This is a genomic window from Pseudomonas sp. KK18 (assembly GCF_037094675.1).
In the GTDB taxonomy this organism is placed as follows: domain Bacteria; phylum Pseudomonadota; class Gammaproteobacteria; order Pseudomonadales; family Pseudomonadaceae; genus Aquipseudomonas.
This window is the reverse complement of the sequence record NZ_CP146605.1, coordinates 1,092,126-1,105,230: the sequence shown is the minus strand read 5'-3', so window position 1 is coordinate 1,105,230 and position 13,105 is coordinate 1,092,126. Positions and strand designations below refer to the sequence as shown.

14 protein-coding genes and 1 tRNA gene are annotated in these 13,105 nt (G+C 59.6%); 9 read left to right on the top strand and 6 right to left on the bottom strand.

Features of this window, described 5'->3' with window-relative positions:
- The first annotated feature begins 37 nt into the window (after positions 1-37).
- Positions 38-343, top strand: a complete 306-nt coding sequence (locus V6607_RS04745; protein ID WP_003208416.1) for a YkgJ family cysteine cluster protein — start codon at positions 38-40, stop codon at positions 341-343.
- 137 nt (positions 344-480) lie between these two features.
- On the opposite strand, the gene V6607_RS04740 is transcribed toward V6607_RS04745, so the two are convergent.
- The 6 genes from V6607_RS04740 to hemA form a co-directional block, all read right to left on the bottom strand.
- Positions 481-999, bottom strand: a complete 519-nt coding sequence (locus tag V6607_RS04740; RefSeq protein ID WP_003208415.1) for an acyloxyacyl hydrolase — start codon at positions 997-999, stop codon at positions 481-483.
- Between the two features lie 112 nt (positions 1,000-1,111).
- Positions 1,112-1,906: a glutamate racemase gene (gene murI, locus V6607_RS04735; protein ID WP_003208413.1), complete on the bottom strand. Its 795-nt coding sequence runs from the start codon at positions 1,904-1,906 to the stop codon at positions 1,112-1,114.
- Positions 1,899-2,654 (bottom strand): molybdopterin-synthase adenylyltransferase MoeB, encoded by a 756-nt coding sequence (locus V6607_RS04730; protein ID WP_134325744.1) that lies wholly within the window; start codon positions 2,652-2,654, stop codon positions 1,899-1,901. Before V6607_RS04730 ends, murI begins: the two co-directional genes overlap by 8 nt.
- Entirely contained in the window at positions 2,651-3,478 is an 828-nt protein-coding gene (gene prmC, locus V6607_RS04725) for a peptide chain release factor N(5)-glutamine methyltransferase (RefSeq protein ID WP_003208408.1), read from the bottom strand. Before prmC ends, V6607_RS04730 begins: the two co-directional genes overlap by 4 nt.
- Positions 3,479-4,561 (bottom strand): peptide chain release factor 1, encoded by a 1,083-nt coding sequence (prfA, locus tag V6607_RS04720; protein WP_003208405.1) that lies wholly within the window; start codon positions 4,559-4,561, stop codon positions 3,479-3,481.
- Positions 4,558-5,847 carry a glutamyl-tRNA reductase gene (gene hemA / locus V6607_RS04715; RefSeq protein ID WP_008432265.1) on the bottom strand — a complete coding sequence of 430 codons (1,290 nt, stop codon included), beginning with the start codon at positions 5,845-5,847 and terminating at the stop codon, positions 4,558-4,560. Before hemA ends, prfA begins: the two co-directional genes overlap by 4 nt.
- 274 nt (positions 5,848-6,121) lie before the next feature.
- Here hemA and V6607_RS04710 point away from each other — a divergent pair, with 274 nt between their 5' ends.
- The 8 genes from V6607_RS04710 (at position 6,122) to ychF (ending at position 13,031) form a co-directional block, all read left to right on the top strand.
- Positions 6,122-7,846, top strand: a complete 1,725-nt coding sequence (locus V6607_RS04710) for a tetratricopeptide repeat protein (protein ID WP_134325743.1) — start codon at positions 6,122-6,124, stop codon at positions 7,844-7,846.
- 4 nt (positions 7,847-7,850) lie between these two features.
- On the top strand, positions 7,851-8,468 hold the full coding sequence (gene lolB, locus V6607_RS04705) for a lipoprotein insertase outer membrane protein LolB (protein ID WP_008432261.1): 618 nt from the start codon (positions 7,851-7,853) through the stop codon (positions 8,466-8,468).
- A gap of 1 nt (position 8,469) precedes the next feature.
- Positions 8,470-9,321, top strand: coding sequence for a 4-(cytidine 5'-diphospho)-2-C-methyl-D-erythritol kinase (gene ispE / locus V6607_RS04700; protein ID WP_003208395.1), 852 nt, complete (start codon positions 8,470-8,472; stop codon positions 9,319-9,321).
- 36 nt (positions 9,322-9,357) lie between these two features.
- A tRNA-Gln gene (locus tag V6607_RS04695) sits at positions 9,358-9,432 on the top strand.
- A gap of 45 nt (positions 9,433-9,477) precedes the next feature.
- The gene (locus V6607_RS04690) at positions 9,478-10,419 is read left to right on the top strand and encodes a ribose-phosphate pyrophosphokinase (RefSeq protein ID WP_003208392.1); all 942 of its coding nucleotides are present in this window, start codon (positions 9,478-9,480) and stop codon (positions 10,417-10,419) included.
- 138 nt (positions 10,420-10,557) lie between these two features.
- Complete coding sequence (locus V6607_RS04685) at positions 10,558-11,157, top strand: 50S ribosomal protein L25/general stress protein Ctc (protein WP_003208391.1); 600 nt, start codon at positions 10,558-10,560, stop codon at positions 11,155-11,157.
- 165 nt (positions 11,158-11,322) lie between these two features.
- Entirely contained in the window at positions 11,323-11,907 is a 585-nt protein-coding gene (pth, locus tag V6607_RS04680; protein WP_003208389.1) for an aminoacyl-tRNA hydrolase, read from the top strand.
- A gap of 23 nt (positions 11,908-11,930) precedes the next feature.
- On the top strand, positions 11,931-13,031 hold the full coding sequence (ychF, locus tag V6607_RS04675) for a redox-regulated ATPase YchF (RefSeq protein ID WP_008432257.1): 1,101 nt from the start codon (positions 11,931-11,933) through the stop codon (positions 13,029-13,031).
- Positions 13,032-13,105: the final 74 nt, after the last annotated feature.

Genomic DNA, 13,105 nt, shown 5'->3' with positions numbered 1-13,105 from the left:
ACACACCTATGAGCCGCTTGCCTTACACTGCGCGCCTATGACCAACATCCCCCATACCCAAATCGCCGAACCTGCCGTCACCTGCTCCACCTGCGCCGCGTGCTGCTGCCAGCTGGAAGTCATGCTGATCACCGACACCGGCGTGCCCGATCGCTTTATCGATACCGACGATTGGGGCGGCGAAGTCATGCTGCGCCTGGATGACGGCTGGTGCGCGGCGCTGGACCGCGACACGATGATGTGCACGATTTACGAGAAGCGGCCGCTGATCTGCCGGGAATTCGAGATGGGCGCGCCGGAGTGCATCGATGAGCGCCAGGGGATTGCGACGGTGTATCGCTGATTTCGGAACCAATGAGTAGCCAATGTGGGAGCGGGCTTGCTCGCGAAAGCGGTGTGTCAGTCAACTGATTCGTGGCTGATACACCGCTTTCGCGAGCAAGCCCGCTCCCACAATGGTTTTGCAGTGTGCTTAAAAAACTACAACGGCAGCGTGTAGTGCAGCGAATAACTCTCTACACCATCATTATTGCTGCTGATCCCGGCATTGGAGTAATGGGTGGCCCGAATCCCCACTTCACTGCCACCGACAAAGCGCAAGCCAAAGCCCAGCCGGTCTTCAAACTGGAAAGCCTGGCCGATATTGTTGTCTTCTACCCGCGTGCGGGAGAACACGGCCACACCCACGCCGGCCTCGATGTACGGCTTCACCCTCTCCCCGGCAAACTCATACACAAACACGGGTGAGAACGACAGGCTGCTGACGCTGGCCCGCTTGTCACCGTCCCAGTAGGTGTAGGCGCCGCTCCAGTACCCGGTCACGCGCCCCGTATCGGTCTGCCACCAGCTTTTATCCCAGTCCGAGGTCAGCCCCAACCGATAGGTCATGGTCGAATCGCTCGTACTTCCCACCCCAAGTTCCAGGCCTGCCGCCTGTGCGGAAAAAGAGTGCCCCAACATTGCGGCCGCAATCGCAGCCAAACAGAACAAGCGCTTCATAGAGAAACATCCCTTCCGAACGAAGTTGTATGATTTTGTACCGGCTAACTTGCTATAGAAGCTGCCGTATAGCCAGAAGTTCAGCGGATAAAGGCGTTATTTCACGTTTTTTTCACACGCCAAAACTACGCACAACTCCGGGAGATTTCCATAGGGTCGGTAGGATATTTCTTAGATGCTGCGGATCGCCGCTGGTCCAGAACTGTACAGGCGGCGGATTGCCAGTGGCCAGCAGTTCGCGATCACTCAAAAGACGTTGCAATTGACGCGCTACTGCCGCCCCGGTGTCGATCAAAATGATCGTCGGCGGGAGCATCTCGGCGAGCAGGGGCTTGAGGAACGGGTAGTGGGTGCAGCCAAGGATGATGGTGTCGCAACCGGCCGCAATCAGCGGCTCCACGTAGCCTTGCAACAGCAGGCGCAGGGCCGGGCTGTCCAGGTCGCCGGTTTCGATCAGCTCCACCAGGCCCGGGCAGGGTTGGGTGATCACCCGCACATCGGTGGCGAAGCGGTCGAGCAAGGCGGCGAACTTGGCGCTTTGTAGGGTGCCGGTGGTCGCCAGCACGCCGACGACGCCACTGCGGGTCGCGGCAGCCGCGGGTTTGACTGCCGGTTCCATGCCCACCAATGGCCAGTCGGGATAGTCCTGGCGCAAATCGGCAACCGCCGCAACGGTCGCCGTGTTGCAGGCAATCACAAACGCTTTGGCGCCCTTCTCACGGAAGAACGCCGCCACCTGTCGCGAACGATCGAGGATGAACGCCGGGGTTTTCTCGCCGTAGGGGATATTCCCGCCATCCGCCACGTACAGCAGCGACTCATGGGGCAGCAGACGCTGGATTTCGTCCAGCACCGACAGGCCGCCGACACCGGAGTCGAACACACCAATCGGCGCATCCTTAACCATGTTGGCTACCGCAGACGCTGCAGCCGGGATCGCGCTTGACCCGCAACTCGCGAAAACGCGTGGTCAGGGCGTCGATCAACAACAGCCGCCCCACCAGCGGCTCGCCGAAACCGGCCAGCAATTTCAAGGCTTCCAGGGCTTGCAGGCTGCCGACCAAACCCACCAGCGGGCCGATGACACCAGCTTCGCTGCAGGTCAGTTCGGCGTCGCTGCCGTGCCCGTATAAACAGTGGTAGCAGGGGCTTTCGGCGCGACGAGGGTCGAACACCGACAGCTGGCCTTCGAGGCGAATCGCCGCACCGCTCACCAAAGGCTTGCCGGCAGCGACACACGCAGCGTTGACTGCTTCGCGGGTGGAGAAGTTGTCGCTGCAGTCCAGTACCACATCGACCGCCGCCACGGCGGCCGCGAGGGAATCCTCATCCAGCGCGCTGCGATGGGCAACCAGCTGTATTTCAGGATTGATCGCGCTCAGGCGGCGAATCGCCGAGTCGACCTTGCTCAGGCCGACGCTGTCGGTGTCGTGAATGATCTGGCGTTGCAGGTTGGTCAGGTCGACAGTGTCGAAATCCGCCAAATGCAGCTCACCCACACCCGCCGCCGCCAGGTACAGCGCCACCGGCGAACCGAGGCCACCCAGGCCGACGATCAGCGCGCGGCTGTTTTTCAGGCGCAACTGGCCTTCGATGTCGACATGCTGCAACAGAATCTGCCGGCTATAGCGCAACAGCTCCTGGTCGTTCATCACGGGCGGCGTCCCAACGTGATGCGTTCGTGGCCGCCCAGGTCGATGCGGCTGTGGACTTCTTCAAAGCCTTCCCCCAGCAGCAGGTCGCGCACGGCGGGCGCCTGGTCGTAACCGTGTTCCAGCAGCAACCAACCTGCGGCGTCGAGGTGCGCAGGTGCCTGGGCGATGATCAGCCGCAGGTCGTCCAGGCCGTCATGCCCGGATACCAGCGCGCTGGCCGGTTCAAAGCGCACGTCACCGGCCACCAGGTGCGGGTCGGTGTCGGCTATATAAGGTGGGTTGCTGATGATCAGGTTGTAAGTGTGGCCTTCGAGGGCACTGAACCAATGGCTGTTCAGCACCGTGGCGTTGTTCAGGTGCAGGCGCTGGCGGTTGCGTTCGGCCAGGGCCACGGCTTCCAGCACGCGGTCGACCGCCGTCACTTGCCAGGCCGGGCGTTCGCTGGCCAGGGCCAGGGCAATCGCGCCGCTGCCGGTGCCCAGGTCCAGGACCTTGGCCGGTGTGGCAGGCAGCAATTCCAGGGCGGCTTCCACCAGCATCTCGGTTTCCGGACGCGGGATCAGCGTGTGCGGTGCCACTTCCAGGTCGAGCTTCCAGAAGCCTTGCTGGCCGAGGATGTAGGCCACGGGCTCGCCGGCACGACGGCGTTGCAGGTAGTCGGCAAAGGTCAGCGCGTGTTCACTGCTGACGATTTTTTCCGGCCAGGTGTGCAGGTAGCTGCGGGACTTGCCCAAGGCGGCGGCCAGCAACAATTCCACGTCCAGGCGCGCAGTCGGCGAGTCCGGCAGGTCGGCGGCGCGTAACAAACTGGCAATAATGGTCATTTATTCACCTATCGCCGCAAGCTGGTCGGCCTGGTATTCGGCCAACAACGGCTCGATTACCGCATCGACGCCACCGGCGAGGATTTCGTCCAGGGAGTACAGCGTCAGGTTGACGCGGTGGTCGGTGACCCGGCCCTGGGCAAAGTTGTAGGTACGAATGCGCTCGGAACGGTCGCCCGAGCCCACCAGCAACTTACGCTCACTGGCAATCGCATTAGCGGCGGCGCTGGTCTGCTGGTCATTCAGCTTGGCCGACAGCCAGGACATGGCCCGCGCACGGTTCTTGTGCTGGGAACGTTCTTCCTGGCACTCCACCACGATGCCCGAAGGCAAGTGAGTGATACGGATCGCCGAGTCAGTCTTGTTGACGTGCTGGCCACCGGCGCCCGATGAGCGGTAGGTGTCGACCCGCAGGTCTGCGGGGTTGATCTCGATGGCTTCCTGCTCGTCGGGCTCGGGCAACACGGCCACGGTGCACGCCGAGGTGTGGATACGGCCCTGGGATTCCGTGGCCGGCACCCGCTGCACGCGGTGCACGCCGGATTCGAACTTCAGTTTGCCGTAGACATTCTCGCCCTCAACCCGGGCGATGACTTCTTTATAGCCGCCGTGTTCGCCTTCGTTCTCGGACAAAATCTCCACACGCCAGCCGCGACGCTCGGCATAGCGCGAATACATGCGGAACAGGTCGCCGGAGAAAATCGCCGCTTCGTCACCGCCGGTGCCGGCGCGGATTTCAAGGAATACGTTGCGCCCGTCGTTCGGGTCCTTGGGCAACAGCATGCGTTGCAGGTCGCCTTCCAGTTCGATCAGCTTGTCCTTGGCCTCTCGCACTTCTTCAACGGCCATTTCGCGCATGTCCGGGTCGCTGTCCTTGAGCAGCGCCTGGGCGCCCTCGAGGTCAGCCTGAACCTTGAGCAACTGTTTATAGGTGCCCACGATCGGCTCAACTTCCGCGTACTCCTTGGAATAGGTGCGGAACTTGGTCTGATCGGAGATGACCTCGCCATCGCCGAGCAAGGCGGTCAGTTCTTCGAAACGGTCCTGAAGGACGTCCAGTTTATTGAGCAGTGACGCTTTCATTGCGGTTTTTTATCCGAAGAGCTTTCTGTCGCGCCCTCACCGAGGGCAAAGAGTTCCTGGGCCATGGCCAGCGCATCGAGGCGGCCTTCGGCGGTAAGCTTTTTCAACTGGACACTGGGAGCATGCAGCAATTTGTTGGTCAGGCCGCGCGCCAACTGCATCAGCACGTCTTCGGCGCTGCTGCCGTTGGCGAGCATACGCTGGGCCTTGATCAATTCCTCGTCCCGCAGGCGTTCGCCTTGCTGACGGTAGGCCTTGAGCACGTCCACTGCCGCCAGTTCACGCAGGCGCACCATGAAATCGTCGGCACCGGTGCTGACCATTTCCTCGGCAGCCTGGGCAGCGCCCTGGCGACTCTTCAGGTTTTCGGCGACCACTTCGTGCAGGTCGTCGACGCTGTAGAGGTAAACGTCGTCCAACTCGCCGACTTCAGGCTCGATATCCCGGGGAACGGCGATATCCACCATGAAGATCGGCTTGTGCTTGCGCAGTTTCAGGGCGCTTTCCACCGCGCCCTTGCCGAGGATCGGCAACTGGCTGGCAGTAGAGCTGATGACGATGTCGCTGCGCACCAGCTCGGCCGGGATGTCGGAGAGCAACACCGCGTGGGCACCGAACTGCTCGGCCAGGATGCTGGCGCGTTCCAGGGTACGGTTGGCGACGACAATGCGCTTTACGCCCAGTTCGTGCAGGTGGCGGGCGACCAGGGTGATGGTCTCGCCGGCGCCGATCAGCAGGGCCTGGCTGCGCTGCAAGTCACTGAAAATCTGTTTGGCCAGGCTGACGGCGGCAAACGCCACGGACACCGGGTTTTCACCGATGGCGGTGTCGGTGCGCACCTGCTTGGCGGAGTTGAAGGTGGCCTGGAACAGGCGCCCCAGCAGCGGGCCGATGGTGCCGGCCTCGCGGGCCACGGCGTAGGCGGACTTCATCTGGCCGAGAATCTGCGGTTCGCCCAACACCAGCGAATCCAGCCCGGAGGCGACGCGCATCATGTGACGAACTGCCGCATCCTCTTCGTGCACATATGAGCTTTGGCGCAGCTCATCGAGGCTCAAATGGTGGTAATCGGCCAGCCAGCGCAGCACCACATCCGCTGAAAGATGTTCCTGCTCTATATAGAGCTCGCTGCGATTACAGGTCGAAAGGATCGCAGCTTCGCGACTGTCGGTGAGCCGGCAGAGCTGCTGCAAGGCCTCAACCAACTGCTCGGGAGTAAAAGCCACGCGCTCGCGGACGTCTACAGAAGCAGTCTTGTGGTTAATACCGAGTGCAAGGAAGGCCATTCAATATCGCTGATGATGTCGGGAAGCCGACAATTGTCCTACTTCGAATGATTCAGAACAACCACCGTAGGCTATTGTCCTAGTAGCTTACGCCTATAAAGGCCATCTGTAGGAGCGAGCTTGCTCGCGATGGTCGTTAACGATAACGCTGGCTTACGGGATAAAACGCGTTGTCCTCTGGTTCTTCGCGAGCAAGCTCGCTCCTACACGGTTATGTTTGGCCGAAGGCTTGTGTCATGATGATCCGACCGCAGGTTAGTCGTCCTCTTCCTATATGAATAGATCTTCCGCGTTGCTCCTTGCTTTTGTCTTTCTCAGCGGCTGCCAGGCCATGGCACCCGTGTCGCCGGACGGTACGCCGCCGGTTGAAGACAGCACCCCCGCCCCTGAAAAGCCCAAGGTTTATTCCTCGTTCAGTGAAGAGACGATCTTCAGCCTGCTGAGCGCGGAGCTGGCCGGCCAGCGCAATCGTTTCGACATTGCCCTGGATAACTACGTGACCCAGGCCATCAATACTCAGGATCCGGGGATTTCGGAGCGGGCGTTTCGCATCGCCGAGTACCTGGGCGCCGATCAGGCGGCCCTGGACTCCTCGCTGATCTGGGCGAAAAACGCCCCGGACGATCTCGAGGCACAACGGGCAGCGGCCATTCAACTGGCCCGCGCCGGGCGCTATGACGACTCCATGGTGTATATGGAGAAGGTCCTGCAGGGCAAGGGCGACACGCATTTTGACTTCCTCGCGCTGTCGGCCGCCGACACCGATCAGGACACCCGCAACGGCCTGATGAAGAGTTTCGACCGCCTGCTGCAAAAACACCCGAACAACAGCCAGCTGATTTTCGGCAAGGCGCTGTTGTTGCAACAGGATGATGAGCCCGAGGCTGCGCTGAAGCTGCTGGAGCAACACCCGCCGGAAGAGGGCGAGATCGCGCCGATCCTGCTGCGCGCCCGCCTGCTGCAAAACCTCAACCGCGGCAAGGAAGCGATTCCGCTGCTGGAAAAAAGCATCAAGAAGTACCCGGGCGACAAACGCCTGCTGCTGACCTATGCCCGCATGCTGGTTGAACAGGACCGCATGGAAGACGCCAAGGTGCAGTTCGCCAACCTCGTGCAGCAATACCCAGACGATGACGAATTGCGCTACTCCCTGGCGCTGGTGTGCCTGGAAGCCAAGGCCTGGGATGAGGCCAAGGGTTACCTGGAAGACCTGATCGCCCGCGAGAGCCACCTGGATTCGGCGCACCTGAACCTGGGCCGCATCGCTGAAGAGCGTAACGACCCGCAGGCTGCATTGCTTGAATACGCCCAGGTCGGCGCCGGCAATGACTACCTGCCGGCGCAACTGCGCCAGGCCGATATCCTGATGAACAACGGCCGCACCGACGAGGCGGAAAAACGCCTGGCTGCCGCAAGGGATGCCGAACCGGACTACGCGATCCAGCTGTACCTGATCCAGGCCGAGACCCTGTCGGCCAACAAGCAGGGCGATCGCGCCTGGAAAATCCTCCAGCAAGCCTTGCTGCAATATCCGGACGACTTGAACCTGCTGTACACCCGCGCCATGCAGGCGGAAAAACGCAATGACCTGGCGCAGATGGAAAAAGACCTGCGCCTGATCATCAAGCGCGACCCGGACAATGCCATGGCACTGAACGCCCTGGGTTACACCTTGTCCGACCGTACAACGCGTTACGCCGAAGCCAAGGAGCTGATTGAAAAGGCTCACCAGCTCAACCCGGAAGACCCGGCCGTACTCGACAGCCTCGGCTGGGTGAATTACCGCCTGGGCAACCTGGACGAAGCCGAGCGCTTGTTGCGCCAGGCGCTGGAGCGCTTCCCCGACCAGGAAGTCGCCGCACACCTGGGCGAAGTGCTCTGGGCCAATGGCAAGCAGCGTGAAGCGCGACAAATCTGGGAGAAGTTCCTCAAGGAACAACCCGAAAGCCCAATCCTGCGCAGCACCATCAAGCGCCTGACCGGATCCGAGACCCTTTAATTTTATGTTTTTGCGCCACGTTATCGTTTTCAGCTTTATCGCCCTGCTCGCCGGCTGTTCCGGTCTTGGCACCCGTGAATCTGTCGAAGGCCCGGGCAACCCGGCGCAGTGGCAGCAGCACAAGGATCAACTGAGCAGCCTTGATGGCTGGCAGATCGAGGGCAAGGTGGGCATTCGCGCCCCGAAAGATTCGGGCAGCGGCACCTTGTTCTGGCTGCAACGCCAGGACTATTACGACATTCGCCTGTCTGGCCCGCTGGGCCGCGGTGCGGCACGCCTGACCGGCCGGCCGGGGCAAGTCAGCCTGGAAGTGGCCAATCAGGGCCGCTATGAAGCGCCAACGCCGGAAGCCCTGCTGGAAGAACAGATGGGCTGGAAACTCCCCGTATCGCACCTGGTGTGGTGGGTACGCGGTCTTCCTGCGCCAGACAGCAAGAGCCGCCTGAGCCTCAATGGCGACAGCCGCCTGGCTTCGCTGGAACAGGATGGCTGGCAGGTCGAATACCTGAGCTATGTGCAACAGAACGGTTACTGGCTGCCCGAGCGCATCAAGCTGCATGGCACCGACCTTGACGTCACGCTGGTGATCAAGGACTGGCAACCGCGCAAGCTGGGGCAGTGAGATGAACGAGCAACGCCTGACCCTGCCCTCCCCGGCCAAACTCAATTTGATGCTGCACATTCTCGGTCGCCGTGAAGACGGCTATCACGAGTTGCAGACGATTTTTCAATTTCTCGACTACGGCGATGAGCTGACCTTCGCCGTTCGCGATGACGGCGTGATCCAGTTGCACACCGAATTCGACGGCGTGCCTCACGACAGCAACCTGATTGTGAAGGCCGCGAAAAAACTCCAGGAACAATCCGGTTGCCCATTGGGCATCGACATCTGGATCGAAAAAATCCTGCCCATGGGCGGCGGCATCGGTGGCGGCAGCTCAAATGCCGCAACGACATTGCTCGGCCTGAATCACTTGTGGCAACTGGGTTGGGACCACGATCGCCTGGCGGCGCTGGGCCTGACACTGGGCGCGGACGTCCCGGTTTTCGTGCGTGGGCACGCCGCTTTTGCCGAAGGCGTGGGGGAGAAACTCACCCCTGTAGACCCCGAAGAGCCGTGGTATGTCGTGCTTGTTCCGCAAGTATCTGTAAGTACAGCAGAAATTTTTTCAGATCCACTGTTGACACGTAACTCTCCTCCCATTAAAGTGCGCCCCGTTCCCAAGGGAAACAGTCGAAATGACTGCTTACCGGTTGTAGCAAGGCGTTATCCAGATGTACGTAACGCTTTGAATTTGTTAGGTAATTTTACCGAAGCAAAATTAACCGGAACTGGAAGTTGTGTGTTTGGGGGCTTCCCAAGCAAAGCTGAAGCTGATAAAGTCTCGGCCCTTCTTACAGAGACCCTTACAGGGTTTGTAGCAAAGGGAAGCAACGTTTCGATGTTGCATCGCAAGCTGCAAAGTCTGCTCTAAAGGAACCGAGTACTGGGTACTCGTTGCAACAGATACAGGGGCGTCGCCAAGCGGTAAGGCAGCAGGTTTTGATCCTGCCATGCGTTGGTTCGAATCCAGCCGCCCCTGCCATTTTCTATACTCATCCAGGTTACCCTCAGCCTCTAGGTACTGCGCGTGTCCAAGATGATGGTCTTTACGGGGAATGCTAACCCCGATCTGGCTCGGCGTGTTGTACGTCAGCTGCATATCCCTCTCGGTGACATCTCTGTCGGTAAATTCTCCGACGGCGAAATTACAGCCGAGATCAATGAAAACGTCCGCGGTAAAGATGTCTTCATTATTCAGCCGACTTGCGCTCCGACCAACGATAACCTGATGGAACTCGTCGTGATGGCTGATGCCTTCCGCCGCTCCTCAGCGACTCGAATCACAGCTGTAATCCCTTACTTTGGTTATGCCCGTCAGGATCGCCGTCCGCGTTCCGCACGTGTGGCTATCAGCGCGAAAGTCGTTGCTGACATGCTGACCGTGGTAGGTATCGACCGTGTTCTCACGGTTGACCTGCACGCTGACCAAATCCAGGGGTTCTTCGATATTCCGGTAGATAACATCTACGGCTCCCCCGTCCTGGTGGATGACATCGAAGACCAGCGCTTTGAAAACCTGATGATCGTGTCCCCGGACATTGGTGGCGTCGTGCGTGCACGGGCTGTTGCCAAATCCCTGGGCGTGGATCTCGGGATCATCGACAAACGCCGCGAGAAAGCCAATCACTCTGAAGTGATGCATATCATCGGTGATGTCGAAGGGCGTACCTGTATTCTGGTTGATGACATGGTCGACACCGCCGGCACCCTGTGCCACGCGGCGAAAGCCTTGAAAGAGCACGGTGCAGCAAAAGTCTTCGCCTACTGCACACACCCTGTGCTGTCGGGCCGAGCGATCGAGAACATCGAGAACTCAATGCTGGACGAACTGGTGGTGACTAACACCATCCCGTTGTCCGCTGCCGCTCAAGCCTGTTCGCGTATCCGTCAACTGGATATCGCACCGGTAGTTGCCGAAGCGGTTCGCCGCATCAGCAACGAAGAATCGATCAGCGCGATGTTCCGTTAAGGGTCAAACCTTAGCAGCATCAACCTGACGAAAAGCGCCCCGCCCCAGCATTCTGTTGGGGCGGGGCTTTTTTGCCCATATCGCCTTTAGCGCTGGTCGCAAACGCTAGGGCGAATGTGGTTATTTTGGAGATACAACATGAACGATTTTACTTTGAATGCTGAACTGCGTTCCGACCTGGGGAAAGGTGCGAGCCGCCGCCTGCGTCGTCTCGCAAGCCTGGTTCCAGCTGTAGTTTACGGTGGCGAAAAAGCCCCTGAATCCATCAGCATGCTGGCTAAAGAAATCGCCAAACTGCTCGAAAACGACGCGGCTTACAGCCACATCATCGAGCTGAACGTTGGCGGCACCAAGCAGAACGTCATCATCAAGGCACTGCAACGTCACCCAGCTAAAGGCCACGTGCTGCACGCTGACTTCGTACGCGTAGTAGCTGGTCAGAAACTGACCGCTATCGTGCCTGTGCACTTTGTTGGTGAAGAAGCTCCGGTCAAGAAAGGCGGCGAAGTTTCGCACGTTATCGCCGAGATCGAAGTGACCTGCCTGCCGAAAGACCTGCCTGAGTTCATCGAAGTCGACCTGTCGGCTCTGGAAATCGGCGCAATCGTTCACCTGTCCGACCTCAAGGCTCCTAAAGGCGTTGAGTTCGTTGCACTGGCTCACGGTGACGACAAAGCTGTTGCAAACGTACACGCTCCACGCGTTGCACCAGAAGCTGAAGAAGGCGCTGCAGAGTAATTCACTCTGTAATGCCGGAGCTTGAGGAAACATCGCGGACCGGAACGTAGCGAGAAAGCGGGCGAGAATGCGAAGTTGGCCTCTAACGGTTAATGAGTTTTTGTCGTCCACTTTCGCCGCACCAACGGCGATGTTATCCACAACTCCAAAGGAAGGGCCCCTGTCGTGACTGCCATTAAACTGATCGTTGGCCTGGGAAATCCAGGCGCCGAATACGAACAGACCCGGCATAACGCGGGGGCCCTTTTTGTTGAGCGCATCGCCCACGCCCAAGGCGTCAATCTTGTGGCCGATCGCAAATATTTCGGCCTGACCGGACGCTTTTCGCATCAGGGTCAGGATGTTCGTCTGTTGATTCCCACCACCTACATGAACCGCAGCGGCCAGGCTGTCGCGGCGCTTGCGGGCTTCTTCCGGATCAAACCCGAAGAAATCCTGGTGGCCCATGACGAACTAGACCTGCCACCCGGCGTTGCCAAGCTCAAGCAAGGCGGCGGCCATGGCGGGCATAATGGCCTGCGCGACATCATCGCGCAGTTGGGCAATCAGAATACGTTCTACCGCTTGCGGCTTGGCATTGGCCACCCGGGCGTTGCCAGTATGGTTTCAAATTTCGTCCTGGGTCGTGCGCCACGCGCCGAACAGGAAAAACTCGATGCCAGCATCGATTTTGCCCTCGGCGTGCTGCCGGATATCTTCGCCGGTGAATGGAACCGTGCGATGAAAAACCTGCACAGCCAGAAGGCCTGACTCTTTACCCGAGGGGAAACACCATGGGATTCAATTGCGGCATCGTCGGCCTACCTAACGTCGGCAAGTCCACCCTGTTCAACGCCCTGACCAAATCCGGTATTGCGGCGGAGAACTTCCCCTTCTGCACCATCGAACCGAACACCGGTATCGTGCCGATGCCCGATACACGCCTGGACGCCCTGGCGGCCATCGTGAATCCAAAGCGCATCCTGCCGACCACCATGGAGTTCGTCGACATCGCGGGCCTGGTAGCCGGCGCTTCGAAAGGTGAAGGCCTGGGCAACAAGTTCCTCGCCAACATCCGCGAGACCGATGCCATCGCCCACGTGGTCCGCTGCTTCGAAGACGAGAACGTGATTCACGTCTCCAACAGCGTCGACCCGAAACGCGACATCGAGATCATCGACCTGGAACTGATCTTCGCCGACCTCGACAGCTGCGAGAAGCAACTGCAAAAGGTCACGCGTAACGCCAAGGGCGGCGACAAGGACGCAGTGGTCCAGAAAGCCTTGCTGGAGCAACTGATTGCCCACTTCACCCTGGGCAAGCCGGCACGCAGCCTGATGAAGAGCATGAGCGCCGACGAAAAAGCTGTGATCAAGGGCTTCCACCTGCTGACCACCAAGCCGGTGATGTACATCGCCAACGTGGCTGAAGACGGTTTCGAGAACAACCCGCTGCTCGACGTGGTCCTGGCCATTGCCGAAGAAGAAGGCGCTATCGTTGTTCCGGTGTGCAACAAGATCGAAGCGGAAATCGCCGAGCTGGAAGACGGCGAAGAGAAAGACATGTTCCTCGAGGCCCTGGGCCTGGAAGAGCCTGGCCTGAACCGCGTGATCCGTGCCGGCTACGAAATGCTGCACCTGCAGACCTACTTCACCGCCGGTGTTGAAGAAGTACGCGCCTGGACCGTCAAGGTCGGTGCCACTGCCCCGCAAGCGGCTGGCGTGATCCACACCGACTTCGAAAAAGGCTTCATCCGCGCCGAAGTCATCGCCTACAACGACTTCATCCAGTTCAAGGGTGAAGCCGGTGCCAAGGAAGCCGGTAAATGGCGCCTGGAAGGCAAGGAATACATCGTCAAGGATGGCGACGTGATGCACTTCCGCTTCAACGTATAAGCTTTACCTGCGGCCTATGCCGCAAAACAAAAAGCCGATGCACTGCATCGGCTTTTTTGTGGGCGCTCACTTCC